The sequence below is a fragment of the Gracilibacillus orientalis genome (assembly GCF_900114645.1).
Taxonomy (GTDB): domain Bacteria; phylum Bacillota; class Bacilli; order Bacillales; family Amphibacillaceae; genus Gracilibacillus; species Gracilibacillus orientalis.
On sequence record NZ_FOTR01000009.1, the window covers coordinates 1 to 24,324 of the forward strand.

General features: G+C 38.7%; 26 protein-coding genes. 1 reads left to right on the forward strand and 25 read right to left on the reverse strand.

Annotated elements, in window-relative coordinates; all coding sequences use genetic code 11:
- Positions 1-96 precede the first annotated feature (96 nt).
- Complete coding sequence (locus BM121_RS15355; RefSeq protein ID WP_091484538.1) at positions 97-1,266, forward strand: IS256 family transposase; 1,170 nt, start codon at positions 97-99, stop codon at positions 1,264-1,266.
- Between the two features lie 429 nt (positions 1,267-1,695).
- Here the strand turns inward: BM121_RS15355 and fabZ are convergent, their stop codons facing one another.
- The 25 genes from fabZ to upp all read right to left on the reverse strand — a co-directional run bounded on the left by fabZ (position 1,696) and on the right by upp (position 24,128).
- The gene (gene fabZ / locus BM121_RS15360) at positions 1,696-2,112 is read right to left on the reverse strand and encodes a 3-hydroxyacyl-ACP dehydratase FabZ (RefSeq protein WP_091484539.1); all 417 of its coding nucleotides are present in this window, start codon (positions 2,110-2,112) and stop codon (positions 1,696-1,698) included.
- Positions 2,113-2,426: 314 nt separating this feature from the next.
- Entirely contained in the window at positions 2,427-2,720 is a 294-nt protein-coding gene (locus BM121_RS15365) for a DNA-directed RNA polymerase subunit beta (protein WP_091484540.1), read from the reverse strand.
- A 28-nt stretch (positions 2,721-2,748) separates the two neighbouring features.
- Positions 2,749-3,579 (reverse strand): flagellar hook-basal body protein, encoded by an 831-nt coding sequence (locus tag BM121_RS15370; RefSeq protein WP_091484541.1) that lies wholly within the window; start codon positions 3,577-3,579, stop codon positions 2,749-2,751.
- Positions 3,580-3,596: 17 nt separating this feature from the next.
- Positions 3,597-4,421: a flagellar hook-basal body protein gene (locus BM121_RS15375; RefSeq protein WP_091484542.1), complete on the reverse strand. Its 825-nt coding sequence runs from the start codon at positions 4,419-4,421 to the stop codon at positions 3,597-3,599.
- 87 nt (positions 4,422-4,508) lie between these two features.
- The gene (gene mreB / locus BM121_RS15380) at positions 4,509-5,507 is read right to left on the reverse strand and encodes a rod shape-determining protein (RefSeq protein ID WP_091484543.1); all 999 of its coding nucleotides are present in this window, start codon (positions 5,505-5,507) and stop codon (positions 4,509-4,511) included.
- Between the two features lie 268 nt (positions 5,508-5,775).
- The gene (gene spoIIID, locus BM121_RS15385) at positions 5,776-6,066 is read right to left on the reverse strand and encodes a sporulation transcriptional regulator SpoIIID (protein ID WP_091484544.1); all 291 of its coding nucleotides are present in this window, start codon (positions 6,064-6,066) and stop codon (positions 5,776-5,778) included.
- A gap of 407 nt (positions 6,067-6,473) precedes the next feature.
- Positions 6,474-7,505, reverse strand: coding sequence for an AimR family lysis-lysogeny pheromone receptor (locus BM121_RS15390; protein ID WP_091484545.1), 1,032 nt, complete (start codon positions 7,503-7,505; stop codon positions 6,474-6,476).
- 199 nt (positions 7,506-7,704) lie between these two features.
- Positions 7,705-8,664, reverse strand: coding sequence for a stage II sporulation protein SpoIIQ (gene spoIIQ / locus BM121_RS15395; protein WP_091484546.1), 960 nt, complete (start codon positions 8,662-8,664; stop codon positions 7,705-7,707).
- Between the two features lie 57 nt (positions 8,665-8,721).
- Positions 8,722-9,780: a stage II sporulation protein D gene (spoIID, locus tag BM121_RS15400; protein ID WP_091484547.1), complete on the reverse strand. Its 1,059-nt coding sequence runs from the start codon at positions 9,778-9,780 to the stop codon at positions 8,722-8,724.
- A gap of 428 nt (positions 9,781-10,208) precedes the next feature.
- Positions 10,209-11,516 carry a UDP-N-acetylglucosamine 1-carboxyvinyltransferase gene (murA, locus tag BM121_RS15405; RefSeq protein ID WP_091484548.1) on the reverse strand — a complete coding sequence of 436 codons (1,308 nt, stop codon included), beginning with the start codon at positions 11,514-11,516 and terminating at the stop codon, positions 10,209-10,211.
- Between the two features lie 35 nt (positions 11,517-11,551).
- Positions 11,552-12,271 carry a YwmB family TATA-box binding protein gene (locus BM121_RS15410; protein ID WP_091484549.1) on the reverse strand — a complete coding sequence of 240 codons (720 nt, stop codon included), beginning with the start codon at positions 12,269-12,271 and terminating at the stop codon, positions 11,552-11,554.
- Between the two features lie 91 nt (positions 12,272-12,362).
- Complete coding sequence (locus BM121_RS15415) at positions 12,363-12,596, reverse strand: DUF1146 family protein (RefSeq protein ID WP_091484550.1); 234 nt, start codon at positions 12,594-12,596, stop codon at positions 12,363-12,365.
- A gap of 302 nt (positions 12,597-12,898) precedes the next feature.
- Positions 12,899-13,297: a F0F1 ATP synthase subunit epsilon gene (locus BM121_RS15420; RefSeq protein WP_091484551.1), complete on the reverse strand. Its 399-nt coding sequence runs from the start codon at positions 13,295-13,297 to the stop codon at positions 12,899-12,901.
- Between the two features lie 64 nt (positions 13,298-13,361).
- The gene (gene atpD / locus BM121_RS15425; RefSeq protein WP_091484552.1) at positions 13,362-14,765 is read right to left on the reverse strand and encodes a F0F1 ATP synthase subunit beta; all 1,404 of its coding nucleotides are present in this window, start codon (positions 14,763-14,765) and stop codon (positions 13,362-13,364) included.
- Positions 14,766-14,808: 43 nt separating this feature from the next.
- Positions 14,809-15,672: an ATP synthase F1 subunit gamma gene (gene atpG / locus BM121_RS15430; RefSeq protein WP_091484553.1), complete on the reverse strand. Its 864-nt coding sequence runs from the start codon at positions 15,670-15,672 to the stop codon at positions 14,809-14,811.
- An 83-nt stretch (positions 15,673-15,755) separates the two neighbouring features.
- Positions 15,756-17,264 carry a F0F1 ATP synthase subunit alpha gene (gene atpA, locus BM121_RS15435; RefSeq protein WP_091484554.1) on the reverse strand — a complete coding sequence of 503 codons (1,509 nt, stop codon included), beginning with the start codon at positions 17,262-17,264 and terminating at the stop codon, positions 15,756-15,758.
- 21 nt (positions 17,265-17,285) lie between these two features.
- Entirely contained in the window at positions 17,286-17,828 is a 543-nt protein-coding gene (locus BM121_RS15440) for a F0F1 ATP synthase subunit delta (protein WP_091484555.1), read from the reverse strand.
- Positions 17,825-18,352: a F0F1 ATP synthase subunit B gene (atpF, locus tag BM121_RS15445; protein WP_091484556.1), complete on the reverse strand. Its 528-nt coding sequence runs from the start codon at positions 18,350-18,352 to the stop codon at positions 17,825-17,827. Before atpF ends, BM121_RS15440 begins: the two co-directional genes overlap by 4 nt.
- A gap of 173 nt (positions 18,353-18,525) precedes the next feature.
- Entirely contained in the window at positions 18,526-18,732 is a 207-nt protein-coding gene (atpE, locus tag BM121_RS15450; RefSeq protein ID WP_091484557.1) for a F0F1 ATP synthase subunit C, read from the reverse strand.
- 46 nt (positions 18,733-18,778) lie between these two features.
- Entirely contained in the window at positions 18,779-19,501 is a 723-nt protein-coding gene (gene atpB / locus BM121_RS15455) for a F0F1 ATP synthase subunit A (RefSeq protein WP_091484718.1), read from the reverse strand.
- A 5-nt stretch (positions 19,502-19,506) separates the two neighbouring features.
- Positions 19,507-19,893 (reverse strand): ATP synthase subunit I, encoded by a 387-nt coding sequence (locus tag BM121_RS15460; RefSeq protein ID WP_091484558.1) that lies wholly within the window; start codon positions 19,891-19,893, stop codon positions 19,507-19,509.
- A gap of 2 nt (positions 19,894-19,895) precedes the next feature.
- Positions 19,896-20,117, reverse strand: coding sequence for an AtpZ/AtpI family protein (locus BM121_RS15465; protein WP_091484559.1), 222 nt, complete (start codon positions 20,115-20,117; stop codon positions 19,896-19,898).
- Positions 20,118-20,439: 322 nt separating this feature from the next.
- On the reverse strand, positions 20,440-22,527 hold the full coding sequence (locus BM121_RS15470; protein ID WP_175495460.1) for a S8 family serine peptidase: 2,088 nt from the start codon (positions 22,525-22,527) through the stop codon (positions 20,440-20,442).
- A gap of 169 nt (positions 22,528-22,696) precedes the next feature.
- Positions 22,697-23,365 (reverse strand): ribose-5-phosphate isomerase RpiA, encoded by a 669-nt coding sequence (rpiA, locus tag BM121_RS15475; RefSeq protein ID WP_091484561.1) that lies wholly within the window; start codon positions 23,363-23,365, stop codon positions 22,697-22,699.
- A gap of 133 nt (positions 23,366-23,498) precedes the next feature.
- Positions 23,499-24,128: a uracil phosphoribosyltransferase gene (gene upp / locus BM121_RS15480; protein ID WP_091484562.1), complete on the reverse strand. Its 630-nt coding sequence runs from the start codon at positions 24,126-24,128 to the stop codon at positions 23,499-23,501.
- Positions 24,129-24,324 lie beyond the last annotated feature (196 nt).

Sequence of the window (24,324 nt, forward strand, 5' to 3'; positions counted from 1 at the left end):
GATTAAGTCCATATAATTGTGTAAAAAGAAAAGTCATTATTAATTCCTCATGATACAATGTTTTCAACCACGATAAACAAAGAGGAGGAATTAATAATGACCCAATTACATTTTAACCTAAACATGGAGGAATTAAAAGATTCCGTGATGAACTCTAATATGGAGGCAGTGGTGAAGTCCTCCATGGTTCTGATTTTGAATGAGTATATGAAAAAAGAACGGGATGCCTATTTAAAAGTAGATCATTATGAACGATCAGAAGAACGTCAAGATCAACGAAATGGCTACTATGACCGACATTATATGATGAGTGTAGGAAAAGTAAAACTGCGTGTTCCCCGTACAAGAAGTGGAGAGTTTTCTCCTAGTATTTTCGAGAAATATAAACGCGTGGACCAAGCCTTTACATTAGCCATGCTAGAAATGGTCGTGAATGGTGTATCTACTCGCAAAGTAACGAACATTGTAAAAGAATTATGTGGAGAAGAAATTTCCAAGTCGTTTGTTTCTTCGTTAACAGCGAAGTTAGATCCGATCGTGAAACAGTGGGCAGAACGACCGCTAAACACGATGGTCTATTGTCCATATGTATTTGTGGATGCGATGTATATTAAAGTACGTGAGCACCACAAAGTAGTATCCAAGGCGGTTTATATCGCCACAGCGATTAATGAACAAAACAAACGTGAAGTATTAGGGTTAAAAGTGGATCACCAAGAAAGTTTTGAAGCTTGGCAAAGTTTCCTTCAATCCTTCGTAGCGCGTGGTTTATCTTCGCCAAAAATGATTATATCTGATGCGCATCCTGGTCTTAAAAAAGCTATTGCCCAAACTTTCGTAGGTACAACATGGCAACGTTGTACCGTACACTTTAAACGCAATATTATTCACCATCTACCGAAAAAAGGAAGGAAAGAGGTTATCCTAGATTTAAAACGTATCTTTCAGGCAGTGAAGCCGGAAGATGCACGCCGATTTAAAGAAGAATTCTTAAAAAAGTACGAGGATAACACAAAACTTGAAAAAGCCAGGAAGGTGTTGGATGAAGGATTTGATGATGCCATTCAATATATGAATGAACCGGATAAATACCATCCTTTTATTCATAGTACCAATCATTTAGAACGATTAAATGAGGAAGTTCGAAGACGTGAGAGTGTCATCCGGATCTTTCCAAACACTCAATCCGCTTTTCGTCTCTTAGCTGCTTACTTAATGGAATATGCAGAAACAAAGCAACAACAAAGAGCACTTTTGAAAAATTAAAAAGCACTTTGATAGCATGCCCATTTTCCACTGGGGGAAGGGGATCCCCTTCCCCCAGTGAAAAAATAAATAACCGTCATATGTGGTGGAAACATTGTATTTTTACTTTTACACAAAATTAAGGACTTGACTAAATCCTTATCCTTTCTTATGAGATTTGTCAGTTATCTCAGTTTTTGTGACAAATCTTTGCACCTCATCAACCTCTAAGAAAAGCTTAGTGCGCCCATTAGAAATGTAGCGACTTCAGAATCAACTGAGATAAAGGAATCACGGTGAGCGAGTGACGAGATGCTGACTTTCTGCCAAGAGCATAAGGGCGATTCGTGAAGTCGCCTATTTTCTGGGCGTTCGGAGCTAGACACCCGCGCAATTTTTATACTTTCTGATATGACAAAAAAGAGAAGCTCAGCAAAGCTTCTCTCTCCCTTATTTCACCGCAAATGTGATTTCCGCTTCACAAGCTAATTCTCCGTCTACTGTTGCGACGGCTTTTCCTTTACCAATCGGTCCTTTAATACGGATAATTTCGACTTCAAGCTGAAGTTGATCTCCCGGTTTTACCTGACGCTTAAAACGACATTTGTCAATGCCAGCTAGAAAACCGATTTTACCTTTATTTTCCTCTTTACTCAAAATCGCAACGGCTCCGACCTGTGCTAATGCTTCAACAATTAACACACCAGGCATGACCGGATAATCTGGGAAATGCCCTTGAAAAAATGGTTCATTAATCGTTACATTCTTTTTTCCGACAATTCGTTTGTCATCTTGTTCTGTGATCGCATCCACTAACAGAAATGGATAACGGTGTGGGATCGTTTCTTTAATTTGTTCAATATCCATATGTATGACTCCTTTCCTCACTCCACTAAAGTATATCAAAAAGCAGGAAAAAAATCATAGCTAAAAAAGATAGCCTATCTTTAGTGGTATCTAAATAGGAGCGGTGCTACCACAATTCTTTGATAATGCAGCTTTTTCTTTGCTAAATCACCAGTTTGCATACAGAGGATAGAAAATGCTTCCCACAAAAACACAACCATTAAATGAAGCATCCACCTACACACTTTCATAAAAAACACGTAAATTCGATATTGAATTCACGTGTGAAATAACTTGTATACCTCAAAACGGGCCCGTTAAGGAAAAATCTGTGGTTATTCTTCTTTAACGAAATCGATGATATGTTGCCAGGTCCCCCATTTCAAGACGTCTAATGGGCTACCATCTCCAAGTATGCTAAAGCCTATAATGAGACCAACCATTAAAGCAAATAAACTTAACAAAACAATAATCAAAACCTTCGCCCAAATTGGAATGAGGCGACGTACGTATTTTTTCTCTTTCTGTTTTTCATTTGCTCTTTTTGCCTTTTTGGTCTTTGTCTCAGCATTTTTTTGTTCATTTACTTTTTTGGTATTCTTATTTGTTGATTTTGTGTCCTCTGACATACGGGATGACTCCTTATTAATAACTACACTATCTCAACTGATTAATTAGACCACTCATTTGGTCATGCATTGAGATTGTTCGTGCATTAAATTGATATGCTCGTTGCGTTTCAATCATATCTGTAGTTTGTTTTGCCAAGTTTACATTGGAAGCCTCCAACGCACCACTTTTCATGTTGACGTCCGCCAATCCAACCCCATTGATGACCTCGTCAAATGGATAATTTTCTAGAGATTGTTCGGATAAACGGAACAAACTATTTCCAGCAGCTTCTAACAATCGCGGGCGTACTGCTTCAACAATTTCTAGTTGTCCTTCAACAGCTTGCACACCATTACGCGTTACATTGATCGTACCATTTTCCTCTATTTTCAGATCGTCCATATTATCATCTAATACAACCGGTTCTCCACCAGCTCCAAGCACTGGATTTCCATCAGAAGTAGCAAGCATTACCTGATCATCTTCCACTGGTGTCAAATAAAAATTCCCTGCTCTTGTATAACGGACTTCTTCTTCACCATTTTCATTAACTGCTACCTGAAAAAGATGGTTGTCTTCCAATAATGCAACATCAAGGTTACGATCCGTTACCTTTGATGATCCTTGTTCAAAATTAAAATTGGTATGACCAAGCTTAGCACCATTCCCAACTCGTAATCCATCTGGTGTTAAGCGTCCTTCTGGATTTGTCGGATCCGGCTCGGTGTTGATTTGCTGTGACAGCAAGGAAGAAAAGTTGGCATCACGGTTTTTATAGCCAGTTGTATTAACATTCGCAATATTATTACCGATATTATCTAATCGTTTTTGTAATTGCCCCATCGTTACGGCAGCTTGGAAGGTCATTCTTGTCATTTAATTCTACCCCTTTATCATCCAAGTCGTGCAATTTCATTGACTGCTTTGTCTAAACTGCGATCGTATTGTTGGACTACTTTTTGGTTAGCTTCAAAACTGCGGTATGCCTGCATCATATCTGTCATCGCTTTTGATGCGTCCACATTAGAGTTTTCTAGATGGTTTTGCTGAACATTGAATTGCAAGCCGTCTACACCTCTGGCATCCACCAATGCCTCACCATCTGCTGCAAGTTCAAATAAATCTTGTCCGTTTTTAACTAAATTGTTAGGATTAGCACTATAAGCGATCCCAAGCGGAACTTCACCGCCGTCTAGTTGTACCATACCTTCTGGTGTCACCGTAAATGCTAAATTGTCAGTATTGACCGGATTCCCCGCATCATCTAAGACATAATAGCCATTATTAGTTGTTAAATTCCCTTCACCATCCACAGTGAAATTACCGTTTCTCGTATAACAGTTTTCCCCTTCACCATTTTGTACAGTAAATAAAGTTAATCCTTCTTCATCCGGGGTTTCACCTTGTACTAATGCCATATCTGTTGAAATCCCTGTTTCCTGAAGACTTCCTTGTACGAAATCAGGTATCGTTTCTTGAACATATACCCCTGTGTTAATGGCACCAATTTCAGACATTGTTGGAACAGTGCTACCTTGAGAATTGGGAATATCACGGTTTTCCATACGTTGAATTAATAACTCTGGAAATGCTTTTAGGGTTGTTTGATCTTGCTTGTATCCAGGTGTTTGTGCATTCGTTATATTATTGGACAACACTTCTTGTCTGCGTTGCTGTGCCATCATTCCATTTGTAGCAGTGTAAAAACCTCTAAGCATGAGTCGAACTCCTCTCCAAGTGACGCAAAGCTTTTATATATCTAGCTCTATTACGTCGCTAATTGGTCGCCATAAGCTTTTTATGTATTACACAATCGAACGTTCTAATTTATCGATGTTATCTAGCATAATACCTGTCCCTTTTGCCACGCAGTTCATTGGTTCTTCCGCTAAAAGTACAGGTACTTTCAGTTCTTCTGCCAACAACTGATCTAGACCATTCAACAGTGCACCACCACCAGTTAGAATAACACCTCTGTCGATAATATCTGCTGATAGCTCTGGTGGAGTTTTTTCTAAAACGGTCTTCGCTGATTGTACAATTAATGAAATTGATTCTCTTAGAGCTTCTTCCACTTCTTCGGAACGGATCGTAATTGTTCTCGGTAAACCAGTTACCATATCACGTCCACGGATATCGATTTCTTCGTTACGAGCACCTTGAAAAACGGTAGCTACGTTAACTTTAATATCTTCTGCAGTTCTTTCACCGATTAATAATTTATATTTACGTTTTACATGTTGAAGAATTTCACCATCGAATTTGTCACCGGCCATTTTGATCGATTGTGCCGTTACGATATCTCCCATGGAAAGTACAGCGATATCTGTTGTTCCACCACCGATATCAACGACCATGTTTCCACTCGGTTGAAAAATATCCATTCCTGCACCGATTGCTGCTACTTTTGGTTCTTCTTCTAAATAGACTTTTTTACCGCCGGATTTTTCCGCCGCTTCTTTGATCGCCTTTTGTTCTACTTTCGTAATGTTAGTTGGGCAGCAAATTAGCATTCTCGGTTTCGATAAAAATCCTTTGACATTAATTTTATTAATAAAATATCTAAGCATCGATTCTGTGACATCAAAATCTGCGATAACTCCATCCTTTAGTGGACGAATCGCTTCGATATTACCTGGTGTACGCCCAACCATACGTCGTGCTTCTTCACCAACTTCTAATACTTTTCCTGTATTGCGGTCCATCGCAACAACGGACGGTTCATCCAGTACAATGCCTTTGCCTTTCACATGAATAAGTACATTCGCAGTACCTAAATCTATTCCAATATCTCTTGAAAACATGAACGTTTATCCTCCCTATTTCATTACCTTGCTTGAGATTTATGTCGGTTAATTAATGATGTTTTTGTCATCTGCTAGTTAATGTCTTTTCTATTATGGTACATAATACCTCTAATTATATATAATATCATAAAATGATGAAGATCGTTATAGCTTTCTATAAAAAAATGTGGTTTTTTTTGGAATATATATGATAGAAAGGTGCATCTGTTATTAGAATGGTGTCCATCTGGAGGTATATGTATGAATTAGAGAGGATATCATTGGGTTACTTTGTTAATAGTTCTTCTGTTTCCGGTGGTATTTTTTTACCATCAAGTTGATATTTCACTTTGGTTGCTTCTCCACCACGTAAGTGCCGAATTGCTTTATGGTGACTTAAAATGGTTTTGACTTCGTTTGCTAGTTCGGGATGTATGTCTGGTAAGCGCTCTGTGAGATCTTTGTGTACTGTACTTTTTGAAACTCCAAATTCCTTGGCGATAATTCGAACCGTTTTCTTCGTTTCGACAATGTACCTTCCAATCCTTAATGTTCTCTCTTTGATGTAGTCATGCACATCACTCGCCTCCCAAAAGTTGTCAGTCTAAGGTGTGAACAGAGACAAGTACTACCATATAAAATTATCCATAATACCTAACAACTAGCATCCTCACCTTAGACAAATAAAACATAATTTGTACCATCTTATTAAACAGCACATCCCAATATGACAGTAATTTTCGGGTTGGCATGCAAGTAAGAGGGGTTTTGTCCGCGCGGGATAAGGCCTTATTCAAATAATGGATTATTTTTCTTGACGAGTTATGACTTTCTGTTCATGAGATATAACCAGTTATTTTCCCGAACAGCATAAAAAAGTGATGACGAGTGTCATCACTTTTTTAACCCTAGCCAATATCACCGTAATCAGGATCAAACTTTTTTACCAACTTCATAGACTTTTCTCCCACTCCCATATTTTCTTTATATTCCTAAACCTTCTGAAGCCTTAAGTGGCAATCTTGCGAAAAAGTGATCACTCCTTTTCTCCATAAAGTATTGATAAGAATATATAAAAAAATGTTGCTTTCTTGTTGCCAATCCCAAGTAATAATGTGTAAATGGAGTTTTAATGTCTAGATGTTCTAATATGGTTTTTGCTTGTTGGAAGTTCCCTTTAGCAATTTCTAGGTGGGCTCGTTCTACGGGATCCTTGGTGAAAACCCCATTCACTTTCCCAAAATGGGCACAAATAAATGGATACGTATAATTTTCAATATAATCTAATATTTCTTGATCGCCTAAGCAATTAGCTATGTATTTTGCTTCTTCGATATGATAGACACTAGATTCAAAATCTTCGTATATATAACTGAGGGCTAAGTCTAGGTGGAGTTGTGCTTTTTGTTTTACATGATGTGGTATTTGCAACGCTTCATAGGCGTGCTTTCTAGCTAAAATTAACTCATTCCTCTTCCAGTAGTATTGAAATAATAAGATCTGTATTCTAATCTGGAAGAAGGTAATAAATAGTGGGTTGTCTAGATGACGTAGATGCTTTTGTATCTTGTTTAAATAGTAACCTATTCGTTCATAGTTGTATACTTTAATATCTGCTTCAATATATAAAAAGTATTTTAAACACCTTAATTCAGGATGATGAACGGAAACCGATTTCGTCTGTGTCCTTATTTGATGAACAGGTTTTCCATTTTTCAAATCTAGCATGAATTGATATAGTATCGCTAATACTCGATTTGATTCATTCATACTTTCTTTATTTACTCCTATAAAATATTGTAATTCCTGATAGCATTGGTTAATATAAAAATATTCTAGAGCCAATCGCTTATCTAAGTCTGATTTGCTTTGAAGCAGGAAATCTTTTGTCAGTTCCAGCTGTGCCGCTTCGTCGCTATCTAAGCTGATCATTGTTAAAAATTGAGGTAGTTGCAATTGCTTTTCTGATTCAAAATAGTCGCGCATTGTCCCTATTCTTTTTTTTGTTTGTACCATAATTTATCTCCTTTCACAGTTATTTATTATTTCATATTCGAGAAATTATGCAATAGGTTTTTTGATAGAATCGTTCGTCAAATAGTTATTGATATCGACAGTATTTGAGTGATTTTCATAGCTATCAAGTAGAATATATAAGAATAGCGTTGAAAAATGAAAAATCTCCCTACCTTTTTCACAGGTAAGGAGATTTTGTTTACGCATTTTCCATTGCACTTGAAGATTCTGTTTCATTTTCAGAGTTTGCATTGTCTTCTGATTCTGATGAGCTGTCTTCTGTTGAACTCTCATCTTCTACTGAACTGTCTTCTTCTACTGAACTGTCTTCTTCTGTTGAACTCTCATTTTCTGTTGAGCTATCTTCTTCCGTTGCATTGTCATTTTCCTCTGAACCTTCGTCTTCCTTCTCTTCATCTTCTGTAGCTGGTTCCTTGTCTTCTTCCTCACCCTTATCAGGTGCTACAATCTTATTAATTGGTTGATTAATAAAATCCTCTGGGTTGACCGGTGTTCCGTCTTTTCTTACTTCAAAATGTGTGTGAACACCATTATCTTGACCTAGTGTATTCTGCCCAGCTGTTCCGATGGTTTGACCTTGCTTTAGCTCATTGCCCTTTTCTGCAAATACTTCGTCTAAACTAGCGTAGTACGTGGAAACGCCATGCTCATGCTCCATCTTTACTACTTTACCTAGTAATGGATCTTGCTTTACTTCTGTAACTGTTCCAGACAAAGATGCTGTTACATCAAATGCCTCATCGTCAGAAGTTGAGAGGGCAATTCCATCACTTTGGTAGTATTTGTTTTGATGTGAAATGAGCGCCTGTTCTTGTTCTTCTGCACCTGCACCATAATCATAAAATTTGGTCACGATTTCCACTTGCATGTCTTCTGAAACTGGCATCTCTAATACTTCCTGTTGTTGCATGACAGTAGTTGCGTCTTCTTCATCTTCTGCTTCTTGATCTGTTGCTAAATCATCTAGTTGATTTTCCATGTCCTCAGCTAAGTCTGGTGCTTGATTGATAGCATTTTGGTACCATAGAACTCCTGTTAAAAGTAGAGCAGCTACCGCTAAATATACAGCAGGAAAAAACCATCTTTTCTTGAAGATACGTTTCCAACTATTTTTTGAAACGTTCTTGTTTTCCTCCATTATGCATCACCTCAGCAACCATTGTGATCATAAAGAGGAAATTTTATACATGTTTTTTTATTTTTTTGCTAAAAGCGTCGGCGTTGCCTTTTCTAGCGTACTCACTTGTACACCCTTGTAGTAATATTCTATGATCTCTTTATATGTTTTGCCTTCTTGCGCCATCCCGTTTGCCCCGTATTGACTCATTCCTACACCATGACCATTTCCCTTTGTTGTAAACACATAATGATCATCCTTTTTGGTAATCGTGAAATCACTTGATGGTAGTTGAAGAAGATCCCGAATATCGCGTCCTGAGAAGGTGGTTCCGCCAATTGCTGCCGTCTCTACCCGTTTGCTTTCTGTTCTTGTCAGTTGAAAATCTTTTACTGATTCTGAGAGATTGATATCTAATTTTTCTTCCAAATCTGCTATAGTGAATATTTTTTGATCGATAAATTTAGGAGATATTTCTTCATCCCATGGACTTTCGACAGATCGTAAATAAGGCAATTCACCTTCCCAATAATCTTCGGAGTTTTCCGTATAGCCATTACTTGTTGAAAAAAAGGATGCAGTGATTGGTTCATTACTGTACGTAATAATCTCTCCTTGGGTCGCTGCAACTGCTTCCGTTATTTTATCGATTTTCCAATGGTAATCACTACCCCAAATTTGTCTTAGTTCGTCTCCATTTTTATATACTTGATGTTCGATGGTGTCTTTCACATCAGCTCCACCAGTCAATTCCTTTTTATTTTCTTGCATCAGAAATCGTACGATAAAGGTTCTTGCTGCCATTGCCTGAGCTTTTAATGCTTCGATCTCAAAGTCTGCAGGCATTTCGGAGGCAACCACATGAGTTACATACTCCTCTAATGGGATTTGTTCCACTTCACTTGTTTCCGATCGTAATACATGGACATCAAATGGAGATTCTAATGAAATGGGTGTTTCGGTTGTTGTTTTGCTAGCTGTTTCCGTTTCTACAGATGCTTGAGATGAATCATCCCCTGTAAAAGGTATAACAATAAGGGTTGGGATGATAAACATTAATGTAAGTAATGTGGAGATGACGATGATAGTTGGTAATTTCCAGTTGGTTAGTGATTGTTTATTCTGCCATCTGGCCATGGATAACCTCCTCTGTGTTTCTTATGATTCTACTCTATCTTATTCATGAGAATAGGAGATTAGAACAAATAAAAGCTCAAAACGTCGATTAGAGAGTGGGCTTGGACTTTTCATATAATCAGGCGTCGTGCTCTTTTTTTGATGTGTGAATCGCTTATAAATGCGTATAATCAGGAGTCATGCTCTTTTTGATGCGTGAATCTCTTATAAAAGTATATAATCGGGATTCATGCTCTTTTTTTGATGCTGAATCGCTTAAATAGTTTTGGCAAGCGCATGTATTCTTTTGTAACGTCTCCTAGCAATTAACAACCATCCAAATGATAGGGGACAAATCCATAGTACGGTAGAGAAATGATTTTGTTATCTTCATTTTATCGTACAATGAAAAAAGAGGACTAGCTTTTATTAAAGCTGTCCTCTTTTTATTATTGTACTTCTACTTGTTGTTGTACTCCGGTTATAATAGTGGTTTCTCCTTGGTTTACCCTTTCAATATCTGCTCCTAAACTAGCAAACTTCTTTGTAATATCCACATATCCTCTGTCGATATGATAGAGAGAAGTTACACGAGTATATCCTTCTGCTACCAATCCAGCTAAAATCAAGGCTGCTCCGGCACGTAAATCAGTCGCGGCTACTTCTGCCCCCTGAAGGCTAACAGGGCCTTCTACGATGACACTACGCCCTTCTATCTTTAATTTAGCGTTCATTCTGCGGAATTCCTCGACATGCATAAAGCGATTTTCAAAAACGGTTTCAGTAATCACACCCGTACCTGATGCCTGTAACATCAATGCCATCATTTGTGATTGCATATCTGTCGGAAATCCTGGGTGTGGTAATGTTTTGATATCAGTAGATTTTAATTTTTTGGGACCGATCACTCGGATGCCATTTTTCTCTTCATTAATTTTAACGCCCATTTCTTCCATTTTGGAAACAAGGGCACGAACATGCTCAATCTCAGCGTTGTCTATTAAAACATTACCACCTGTAATAGCTGCTGCTACCATAAATGTTCCTGCTTCGATACGGTCTGGAATAATCGTATGCTCTACTCCGCGAAGCTGGTCGACACCTTCGATCTTAATTGTCTCTGTGCCTGCACCTACAATTTTAGCACCCATTTTGTTTAAATAATTCGCCAAATCAACTATTTCCGGCTCTTTTGCCGTATTTTCGATAACAGTTTTTCCTTTTGCAAGTGCGGCTGCCATCATAATGTTCTCCGTTGCACCAACACTAGGCATATCTAAATAAATCTTTGCCCCTTTTAATCTATCTCTAGTAGAGACCTCGACAAAGCCATTACCAACATGGACTTCAGCCCCCATAGCTTCAAATCCTTTTAAATGCAGGTCTATTGGTCGTGATCCAATTGCACATCCACCAGGTAATGCTACTTTCGCATGACCATAACGTGCTAAAAGAGGCCCTAAAACCAGGACAGATGCTCGCATTTTTCTTACATATTCAAAAGGCGCTTCCGTTAATAATGGTTTTGTAGCATCAACTGTTACAGTATTTTTTTGATAGTTAACTTCTGCATTCATATGCGTTATTACTTGATTTATTGTGTGTACATCTGCCAAAGCAGGTACTTCGTGTATAATGCTTTTCCCTTCACTTGCGATTATACTTGCGGCAATGACAGGCAGTACGGCATTTTTCGCTCCCTCAATTCTTACGGTACCATTTAACTGCCTACCACCACGTACGATGATATTTTCCAAGGCTCATTCTCCTCTGTAGACCATATTCATTATTATTAGTATTCATGTATTAGGATAGGTGTTCCTATAGTGACTGTTGTCCGATCCCCTATCCGCTCTCTTACAGCGATTTGCAAATTAATTTCTTCATCATTTTGCTTCAATTTATTTTCCCATTTTGGTGTAAAGCCAGTCCATGTATTAAAATGCGGCTCTTTCGTTTCGTCGATTATTGTCATATTCAGTGTCGATTTTACAAAATCTATAAAACAAACAATATCTATAATACCATCTTTCCATGCATCAACACAAGAAAAATATTGCGCATTCTCTGTAAATAATTCATTAGTCATTGAATTAATTTTTTCTTTGTACACTTTTAGCACTGCTGGTGCTGTTTCTGTCATGGAAATAGTATAAATAACTTGGTACTGATTTTCTTGTTCGTTTGTGCGTACTAATAAGAGAGTTTCGGTAATGTCACTGTTTTCTTGTCGGTCTGAATCGAATTTTAGACGATTATGTTCTTCATCATTTTTTTGTATAGTAAGTTGATACCCGTTGATTTTCGAAATAAAACTATCTATATCTGAAATTTCCATTGATTCTCTAATAGTAGTTTGCAAGTTTGATAGTTTTAGATTCTGCTCTTCCACTAGTTCTATCATATCGTCTATTTCCTTTTGATTGGCTATATTTGTTTTTGTCTCAATAAATAATTGGTCTACAAAAAACATCATTCCTACTGTCGCAAGCAATATAAATAAATACTTCATTTCCCCGCACTCCTTTTTTATTAGAAGTATTGGCAGGAAATAAAGTATTCATACTCTTTTTTATTATTTTGTTATGGAAATGACCGGCGTACTAAAAAAGGTAAATTATTTGTTGTGACCACTTTAAGAAGTCTAAGAAAAAATTACTCACGGTTGAACCAATGGCTATAGTGATGAAGATAACTAATATTCGTGCTTCATACACTTTATTCTTTCTAAATAATTCATCGAAATTAAGTGCTTGAAGGACTTGCCACGTAATAACAATAAAAATGAGATGGGACAACATCCCGATCAAGCCCTCTTGCCCTAAAGTTTGCATCATATTATATCCCTCGTTTACTTGTTTTTTTCTATTTTAACATATCTATTGGAGATTCGCCTTTATCAGATATACTTCGATATTTCCCGGGAAATTTAGCTAAAATTTTTTATTATTAGGTCTACCGCTGTAATAGCCCCCCATTTTATTCCATATTAGAATTAGAGGCTAGTCTGAGGTATGAGAAAAGAACATAGAATAGTTAATATGGTGGAGATGAGTGAGTATTGATCAAAATAGATTTACTATCAACTTAAAAAAGGGCTGCACTCAACCTAAATGATTGAGGCAGCCCCTTTTCATAGCTATTTATTTTCTATGACGTCAATTCGGTTTAGCGCACGTTTAAGTGCTAATTCGGCCCTTCTGAAATCTATTTCATCTTGCTTAGCTTGTAAACGACGTTCAGCACGTTCTTTCGCCGCACGAGCACGCTCGATATCAATATCGTCAGGTCGCTCTGCTGATTGTGCAAGAATTGTCACTTTATCAGGACGAACCTCAAGGAATCCTCCACTTAAAGCGATTCGTTGTGGATTTTCTCCTTTTAAGCGTACCGCACTAATGGACAGTGGTGCAACGAGCGGAATGTGACCTGGTAAGACCCCAAGCTCTCCACTCTCAGCTTTACAGCTAACCATTTCAAATGAATCTTCCAGAACAGGGCCATCCGGAGTAACAACACTTACTGTTAGTGTATTCAACAGAACCCCTCCTTAGGCTGAAATGAAGTGGGTAAGTGGGACAGTTCGTCTGTCCCCTGACCCATTATGCCATTTGTTTTGCTTTTTCTACTACTTCTTCGATGCGACCGGTTAGACGGAATGCATCTTCTGGAAGGTCATCATATTTACCGTCTAAGATTTCGCGGAATCCTTGGACTGTTTCCTGAACTGGTACATATGAACCTGGTTGATCTGTAAATTGCTCTGCTACGTGGAAGTTTTGTGATAAGAAGAACTGGATACGACGCGCACGAGATACGGTAAGTTTATCTTCATCAGATAGCTCATCCATACCTAAGATTGCAATAATATCTTGAAGTTCTTTATATTTTTGTAATGTTTGTTGTACTTCACGCGCAATGTTGTAGTGCTCTTCTCCTACTACTTCAGGGTCAAGGGCACGAGATGTAGAGGCAAGTGGATCCACCGCTGGGTAAATACCTTGCTCTGATAATTTACGATCAAGGTTTGTTGTTGCATCTAAGTGAGCGAAAGTTGTTGCCGGTGCCGGGTCAGTATAGTCATCGGCTGGTACGTAGATCGCTTGGATTGATGTAACAGAACCTTTGTTAGTTGATGTGATACGCTCTTGTAATTGACCCATTTCCGTAGCTAGTGTTGGCTGATAACCAACCGCAGATGGCATACGACCAAGAAGTGCCGATACCTCTGAACCTGCTTGTGTAAAACGGAAAATGTTATCAATGAACAATAGCACATCAGCGCCTTTCTCATCACGGAAATATTCCGCCATGGTAAGACCTGTTAGTGCTACACGCATACGTGCTCCTGGTGGCTCATTCATTTGACCGAATACCATCGCAGTTTTAGTAATTACGCCAGAATCTTTCATTTCATAGTAAAGGTCGTTCCCTTCACGTGTACGTTCCCCTACACCTGCGAATACGGAGATACCACCATGCTCTTGTGCGATATTGTTGATCAGCTCTTGAATAAGTACAGTTTTACCTACACCCGCACCACCAAACAAACCGATCTTACCACCTTTGATATAAGGTGCTAATAAATCGACAACTTTGATACCTGTTTCTAGAATTTCTGTTTCTGTTGCTAAGTCTTCAAATTGTGGTGATTGACGGTGAATGGGATCACGGCGTACATCTGCACCGATTTCTTCGTCAAGGTCAATTTTCTCACCCAAAACGTTGAAGACACGACCAAGTGTGAGATCACCTACTGGTACTGAGATAGGTGCATTTAAGTCTGTTACTTCTGCACCACGCTTAAGACCTTCTGTAGATGACATCGCAATGGTACGTACAGCGTCATCGCCTAAGTGAAGGGCAACTTCTACAGTTAGCTCTTGTGCTTCACCGTTTATTTCATACTGTATTTTTAATGCGTTGTAAATTTCAGGGAGATGGCCATCTTCGAATTTAACGTCGACAACCGGTCCCATAATCTGAATAACGTGTCCTTTTGCCATCGATTTTCCCTCCTAACTAAAGATTTACTACCGTACGATTGTATTATTCTAATGCGGCTACCCCACCAACAATTTCGGTGATTTCTTGCGTGATCGCAGCTTGTCTTGCACGGTTGTACTGTAATGATAAGTCATCAATAAGTTCATCCGCGTTATCTGTCGCACTTTTCATGGCAGTCATACGAGAAGCATGCTCACTCGCTTTACTGTCTAATAGTGCGCCAAAAATCAAGCTTTCCGCATATTGTGGCAATAATACATCTAATATCTCCTGTTGATTTGGCTCGTATTCATATGTGCTCTTTGCACCACCAGATGCTTCTTTTAGATCTGTTAATGGTAAGAGTTTTTTTGATGTTACTTTTTGTGAAATCGCACTAATGAAGTGATTATGGAAAATCACTAATTCATCAATTTCTTCATCAATAAAAAGTTGTACCGTTTCAGACGTTAAGTCTTTGATATCAGCAAAGCTAGGTTGATCGGAAAGTCCTGTGATCTCCTTAAGAATGGGAATATCACGTTTTCTGAAAAAATCACGACCCATTCGGCCTACTGTGATAACGGCATATTCATCTTTTGACTGATGCTTCTCTTGAATGGTGCGATATACTTCGCGAAGGACTCCACTGTTAAAAGCTCCCGCAAGACCTCGATCAGCAGTGATGACAAAATAAGCTGTCTTTTTTACTTCACGTGTTTCTAACATTGGGTGCTCTGCATCTAGACCACTATTAGCGATACTATTGACCACTTCTCTGATCTTTGCACTGTATGGATCATAGGCTTTGGTAAATTCCTCTGCTTTATTTAACTTTGACGCAGATACCATATGCATTGCCTTTGTGATCTGTTTCGTCTTTTGCGTGGAATTAATTCGCGTTTTGATATCTCTAAGAGATGCCACGTTGTTTCACCGCCCTTTCCTAAAAGGTTGAACGCTATTACTAACAAAATGTCGCTAACCCGACACTTTCGCTTTTTCTATCATTATTCAGATACGACAAATGTTTTCTTGAATTCTTCTACTGCGCCGCTCATATCGCCGGCATCTGCTAGAACTCCTGTTTCTTTGATCGTGGAAAGCAACTCTGCTTGGTTGTTGTCTAACCATGCCATGAATTCTGCTTCAAAGCGTGTGATATCTTCAACAGGAATGTCATCTAGGAAACCTTTCGTTAACGCATAGATGATCATAACTTGTTTTTCTACCACTAATGGCTTGTGAAGACCTTGTTTTAGTACTTCTACTGTACGAGAACCACGGTTTAGTTTTGCTTGTGTCGCTTTATCTAAGTCAGAACCAAACTGCGCAAATGATTCCAATTCACGGAATGATGCTAAGTCCAGACGCAATGTACCAGCAACCTTCTTCATCGCTTTGATCTGTGCAGAACCACCTACACGTGATACTGATAGACCTGGGTTGATCGCTGGACGTACACCTGAGAAGAATAAATCAGACTGCAAGAAAATTTGACCATCTGTAATCGAAATTACGTTTGTTGGAATATAAGCTGAGATATCCCCTGCTTGTGTCTCAACGAATGGAAGTGCTGTTAAAGAACCTCCACCTTTGTCATCACTTAATTTTGCTGCACGCTCTAATAGGCGAGAGTGTAAGTAGAATACATCCCCAGGGAATGCTTCACGACCTGGCGGGCGACGTAATAATAGCGAAAGCTCACGATATGCGTTCGCTTGTTTTGTTAAGTCATCATATACCACTAATACGTGCTTGCCGTCGTACATGAAATCTTCACCCATAGATACCCCTGCATATGGTGCAAGGTATTGAAGCGGTGCAGGCTCACTTGCGCCTGCGGATACTACGATAGTGTAGTCAAGAGCTCCATACTTACGTAGTACTTCTACTGTTCCACGTACGGTAGAGTCTTTTTGACCGATTGCTACATAGATACAGATCATATCTTCCGTTTTTTGATTCAAGATTGTATCAATTGCTACCGTTGTTTTACCTGTTTGGCGGTCCCCGATGATTAGCTCACGTTGACCACGACCAATTGGTACTAATGCATCAATCGCTTTGATACCAGTTTGTAATGGCTCATCAACTGATTTACGATCCATTACACCAGGTGCTGGAGATTCAATTGGGCGTGATTTAGATGTTTCCACTGGACCTTTCCCATCAACTGGTTGTCCTAGTGGATTTACAACACGACCAATAAGTTCCTCCCCTACTGGCACTTCCATAATACGACCTGTACGACGAACTTCGTCACCTTCACGAATTTCTGTATAAGGTCCAAGGATTACAATCCCGACATTTGATTCTTCTAAGTTTTGTGCCATACCCATGACACCATTTGAAAATTCGACTAGCTCACCAGACATTACGTCATCAAGACCGTGTGCTCGTGCGATACCATCACCAATTTCGATAACCGTACCAACATCGCTCACTTCGATATCTGAGTCATAGCTTTCGATTTGCTGTTTAATCAGCGCACTGATTTCTTCAGCTTTAATGCTCATGCCATTTCACCCCTATCGTCCTTAATTTGCTCTCGCGATTTGTCGTTCGAGACGATCCAATTTGCCTTTGACAGAACCGTCATATACCGTGTTGCCAACTTTGACCCTGACACCACCGATAACGGATGGATCGATCTTGTTATTTATCTTCAACGTTTTTACATTCAATTTCTTGATGAACACATTTTCGATTTCCTCTTTTTCCGCATCTAATAATGCACGAACCGAATAGACAGTTGCTTCCTTCACACCTTTTGCTTTGTTAGCAAAAGTGATAAAGTGATCGACAACATCTGGAACAATCGATTCATTGTGGCGATCTACAAGTAACGAAAGTGTATGTAATACATCCTTCGAAAAGCCCGTGAACGCTTCATTAAGTAGCTGCTTTTTCTTTTCTGCTTCTACTTTTGGATGTTGTAGGAATTGAAGAAATGCTTCATTCGTTTGGAAAACTTCTTTGACTGTTGTCAATTCTGTTTCCAGGAAATCAATTGTTTCCTTTTCTGCACCGATTTGAAAAAGAGCTTCTGCATAACGCTTTGCTACATTCGTTTTACTCATTGCTCTTCTCCTACCTCTTTCATGTACTCACTGATCAACTGTTCTTGATCCTCTACACTAATTTCTTTTTCAATCACCTTAGTAGCAATTTGAACAGACAATGATGCCACTTGTGCTTGAAGTGCTTCAACTGCTTTTTCTTTCTCGCGTGCGATATCTTCTTCTGCAGACTTCTTAATACGAACTGATGCTTCGTTTGCTGCTTCGATAATCGCCTTTTCCTGTTGTTGACCAGCCTTTTTCGCATCTTCAATAATTTGTTGTGCTTCCTGACGTGTTGCTTTTAATTGTTCGTTTGCTTCATGTGATGCTTTTTCTGCATCCGTACGGTTCTTTTCAGCTGTATCAATTTCATTTGCAATATGGTTTTCACGTTCTTCCATTTTGTTCAATAATGGACCCCACGCGTACTTTCTCAATAGCCATAGTAAAGCTAAAAAACTGACAATGGCAAACAACATATTTCCGCCCTGTAAACCGCCGATTGAAGCTTGAATGATGAGTCCATCTGTTAAAAGTTGCACAGTGTTCACTCCTTCCCACGATTAATCATCTATTTCGCTCTAACATTACATTCTTTTTTGTGTTGCTTTTTCGCTCCGAGTTTTTCTACCCGGCGCTCTTTGCTTTTCTTTTTACAAAGGAATGGCGAAGGTTGTCTTAGACGAACTTCGCCATTCTATCAGATTAAGTATGATTACATTACCATAAAGGCAATAACTACGGCGAAAATTGGAATCGCCTCTACTAACGCTACCCCGATAAACATTGTTGTTTGAAGTGCACCTCTTAGTTCTGGTTGACGTGCAATCCCCTCTACTGTTCGACTTACGATCATACCGTTACCTAAACCAGCACCTAGTGCCGCTAAACCAATTGCAATTGCAGCTGCTATAGCTTCCATTGTTTGTTTCCTCCTTTTATAATGTATAAATAATTATTTTTTTATTTTAATGGTCTGAACTCACTTTATGAGACATGTAAACCATTGTTAACATTGTGAAAATAAATGCTTGAATAGCACCGATAAATAAACTGAATCCTTGCCATGCCATCATTGGAATGATAGCTATAAATGTGAATGGTGCAGCCGCGAAGGCCATTTTCGTAATAAGTGATAGTAAAATTTCACCTGCAAAGATATTACCGAAGAGACGTAAACCTAATGTTAAGGTGTTTGTAAATTCTTCAATAATTTTAAATGGTAGTAAAAATGGTACAGGTCGCACATAATCTTTGGCATACTCCTTGAAGCCTTTTACTTTCACACCATAGTAATGCGTTAATACAATGACCAACGCTGATAATGTTAATGTGAGCGTTGCATCAGAAGTAGGTGATTTCCACCATAGTTCATGCCCCCATACACCCATGGTAATAACCCCAAGAATGTTACTAATAAAAATGTACACTAGTAAAGTTAAACCTAGTGGTAAGAATACTTTCCCTGTTTTCCAATCCATCGTATCCCCAATAATGCCTTTAACAAAATCGACAATCCACTCCATAAAGTTTTGGAAACCGGTTGGCTTCATCTTTAAGTTTCTTGCTGCCAATGTACAAATGATAAATACGATAACAGAAGAAATAAACGTCATTAAAGTAGTGGAAAGGTCAAAATCTAGCCACGGAATGCCAAACAGATCATGAAACAGCGGTGATTCGTGGTCCAATTCCTTCACCTCACTTCCCTTTGCTCGTCTTGTTTTCTGAATAGTGCAAAATCTATCATAATAACAACATAAGTTGTCATTAATCCCAAAATAACAGCCATCAAATGGAAATATTCTTCAAAGCGCATTGCGATAAGAACCGCTAATGCTGCAGTGGCTAAACGGGTAAATGTACCAATTCCTCCAGGTCGACCACCATGTGTTAGTGCTTGTCCAAAACGGTCGATCTTACGTTGCATTACCCATAAATTATAAAAGCTTAGTCCTGTTCCCATGAGGAGTCCGAGGAATATTCTTGAAAAAGGTGTGAATCCCCACCCAAGAACAATAAGTGCAAGAAGGTAGAACATCCATCTACGTTGACGGGTCATCATATTTTTGTATTGATTCATGGTTACTCGTCTCCCGTTAAATCTCGTACGTAATGAATGGTTCCGTATAAACCGGCTCCTAAACCCAAAAGTAGTCCGATCACTAATAAAAGTGGTGATGTGGATAGATATTTGTCCATAACTTTCCCTATTAACAAGCCAATTAATGGCGCACCGACAATTTGTGACAAAATAGCACTATAAATCGCCAGACCTCGGTAAGGGCTCTTTTTTGGTGGTGACATTTACTCACTCCTATTATACAAAACGTGTCACTTATGTATGAAGGAAGAAAACCTCACATATACATGTGTTATTTTCCTCTGCAGTGATTTTGTCACAGCCCTGTAACCCTTATCATCCACACTAAATTAGCATACAATAGGGGTCATCTATTGTCAATCGATTTAACAGACAAAAACCAAAAATAAACGGACAAGTTTCCACACTTTTTGGCAGATCCCTTTTCCCACTAGTCCTCGCGTAATATCAGTGATTTTTCGAAAATATTGTGAATATTCTTTCGAGTTTCGAAACAACTCATTTTGCCTGGGTTTGAAGGACATATTACTCTATCCCTCCATCCCAAATTGTTTGGTACTGATAGGTTTTATTTTCGTTGGTTTGAATAGTTATGTTGGCAATATATTGATCGTTTAGTTGGTTTTGCTGTTCAATCTCTCCTTCAATAACTCCAGGTTTGAGGTCTTTTCGCTCGACTAAGGTAGTGACAAATGCGAATGTTTTGGCATCGTACAGGTCTATCGTTAGTTTTTCGGCTTTTTCTACTAAATATAATTGATAGTGATATCTATCCTCAAGTGGTGTGATGGTTAATTCTAAGCCCATTGCTTTAGGTATATCATGCGCCTCTGTTAAAAACATATATGGTAGAGGGGTATCATTTAAATATAGATAGCCTTGTTTGATCCCCTCTTCCATTTGAGCAGATCTGATTGTTGCTTTTACTTTGATTTCTTTCTTTTCGCCTGGCTGTAGGGTGAAGCTTTTCGGTAGTTGAAAACGAATCTCTTGTTCTTGTTTTGGTAATTCAAAGGCATATTGCTTCGTTTGATTAGAGATATTTTCTACGGTAAGCTTACTTACTTTTTGCTCACTGTTATCTGTTATTTTACCGAATTCCAACAGGGACTGATGTATTAATGTATCAGTTTCTAGAGCTGCTTTCGGGTTAATTTTGCCTGCTCCTTGTTCTGTTGGCAGGAAGCTTTCAAAAGGATCTGCCGTTGTAAGAATGGCTGCTTTTAATTGAGCTGGCGTCCAATCCGGATGGGCTTCTTTTAGCAACGCCATTACCCCTGCCACGTGTGGTGCTGCCATACTTGTTCCGCTTAATGCCTGATATCCACCTGGTACGGTGCTTAGAATACTGGCACCTGGCGCAACCACTTCCGGTTTTATTGCCCAATTAACGGTAACTGGTCCTCGTGAACTGAATTCTGTTACTGTATCTTGAATCTCTTCATAATCAATTGATAAATATCCCGGATTATCTTTTAGCCATTCTCCGTCCTTTTGGCTAATCGCTGCAACTGGAATCGAAATATTCGGATCTACTGCACCTTGAAAAACTCCTTCTTCTTCATTGTTCGCGATCAATAGTGCCGCTGCTCCCTTTTCCTCTGCTTTTAAAGCTAATTGTGCAAAAGGTATCTCACCCCGATCCATAATCAAAATCGTATCATGTGTGATTTTTTCCTGATTTTCTGTTACCTCGAGGTCACGAGGGAAATCCCAATTAGGAGAGCCTTGTAGCGGTGTCATCTCCATTTTTTTGTCATGAAATCGATCGTACAAAAAAGGCCGTTCTAACTTAGGAGTCGATGCTCCGACTGAAATGACTTGATTGGCTGTTGCAGGGGAACCGACCGTCCATAAATCAGGTCCTGTATTACCATTGGCGATAACCACTGTGACCCCTTGCTTTGTCGCTCGATTTACTGCGACACTTGTCGGCCAATCCGGACCATTGATCGTATTCCCTAATGAAAGATTGATGATATCCATCCCATCTTTTACTGCCTTTTCGATAGCCGCCATCACCTGTATTGATGTCCCGGTTCCGCCTGGCCCTAGTGCGCGGTAAGCATACAATTCTGCATCTGGTGCAACTCCTTTCATCTGACCGTTCGCACCTATTACACCTGCGACATGAGAGCCATGCATAGTAGGCATGCCTTGTTCGGGTATAGTTTCCATTGGTTCATCATCAAATTCTATAAGGTCATATCCACCTTTGTAATTTGCTCGCAAATCAGGATGCGTATAATCTATTCCTGTATCAACAATTCCCACTTTGACACCTTTTCCTGTATAAGGTAGCTGCTCTGGTATTAAAAAAGGAATGCTTTCATTGATGTTTGGCTGTTTTATTTGTGTTTGATATTCTTGAACGGAATAGGTTTGTTGAAAGTTTGTTCGTCTTTTGATTTTTTCGAGGTTGTGTTGATCAGTTTTGATCGCAACGCCATTGAAGATCGTGTCATAAACAGCAAGGATCTCTACGTTAGGATGGTATGTTTCTATTTCTTCGGCGAACTCATGCGGATCATCTTCTACTTCAATAATAAAGGAGTATTCAGTTGGAACTGCACTTGCTGCAGTAAATAAGAAAAGGGATAAGATCAATGACACTAGAAGCACTCCTTTTTTTGTTGATAGGAGTTATTGTTTACGATTGTAAGAGAAGATATGTATGAAAAAGTTGGATGTGGCTTGCGTGGTTAACTGGCGTAGGTGAAAGATAATTGCTGTCTCTTATCTTTCACCAGATGGATTAGATTTTTCTCTCTGATGGCGAATTTTATTTATACAAGATGTCTACACTACTATCTCTTTTTCCTACCACGATTGTATCAGCCAAATGAACAAAAAGACCATTTTCAACTACTCCAGGAATCATATTTAATCTAGTATTCAATTTGACAGCATCATCTATCTTTTCAAAATAGCAATCGAATATATAGTTTCCATTATCTGTGACAAAAGGAGAATTATTTTTAGTACGCAATTCAGGTTTGCAACCTAATGTACTTATCTGTTTACTTGTGACTTCCCAACCAAATTGTACAATTTCAACAGGTAATGGAAATTCACCCAAATTAGGAACGTATTTTGTTTCATCAATAACTATAATGGAACTTTTCGAAATCGATGCTACCATTTTTTCACGCAATAAAGCTCCTCCACCGCCTTTTATGAGTTCAAAATTCGGATTGACTTCATCAGCGCCATCTATCGTTAAATCTATTTGATTGATGGAAGAGAAACTTACCAACGGAATTCCTAATTCTTTTGCAAGTTTTTCAGTGCTTTTAGAAGTAGGTACCCCTTTAATATCAAGCCCTTTTTTTACCAGTTCACCTAGTTTTAAAATTGACCAATATACGGTTGAACCAGTTCCAAGACCCAAGATCATTCCATCTTTGACAGATTCAACAGCTTTTTCTCCTGCAAGCTTTTTACCATCCATATTAACACCTCACCTAGACATGTATTGTTACATTTATTAAGTGGACATCTAGTTCGTTATTTCCTTAAACTCCTAAGAAATCCAACTTACAAAAAAGGAATGCACACCGCATTCCTTTTCCATGGTATTTATTTTATTTTGTTCCGAATAGGCGGTCTCCAGCATCTCCGAGACCTGGGATAATATATCCTTTTTCATTCAACTTCTCGTCTAGTGCTCCAAGATAAATATCAACATCAGGGTGATCTTTTTGAATGACTTCTACCCCTTCTGGTGCTGCGAGCAAGCACATTAATTTAATGTTAGTTGCTCCACGTTTTTTTAAGGAATGAATAGCATCGTTGGCAGATCCACCAGTTGCCAGCATTGGATCTACTACGATTAATTCACGCTCTTCGATATCAGAAGGTAATTTAATATAATATTCGACAGGCTTTAATGTTTCTGGATCACGATAAAGACCAACATGTCCAACTTTAGCAGCAGGAATAAGTGATAACATTCCATCTACCATACCTAATCCCGCTCTTAAAATAGGAATAATCCCCATTTTCTTACCGCTCAATACTTTCGTTGTAGCAGTTGTGACTGGTGTTTCAATAGTTTTCTCTTCAAGTGGAAGATCTCTCGTTATTTCAAAAGCCATTAATGTCGATACTTCATCTACTAAAGCACGGAATTCCTTCGTCCCAGTATTTTTATTACGTATGTACGTCAATTTGTGCTGAATTAACGGATGATCTAAAACAAACACATTACTCATGAGGAATACTCTCCTTTTTTTACAAATTATTATCCCAAAAAACCACAATATTCATCCTTAAAATTGTACAGAAAAACAAACAAGCATGCAAGCATATTTGAGAAAAGCATAAGGAAGAGAAAAAAGGGCTAGTACTTTTTCTTGTTATATCGGGCGCTTTTTAGCATTTATCGGGCACTTTCGCATAAGACGAAAA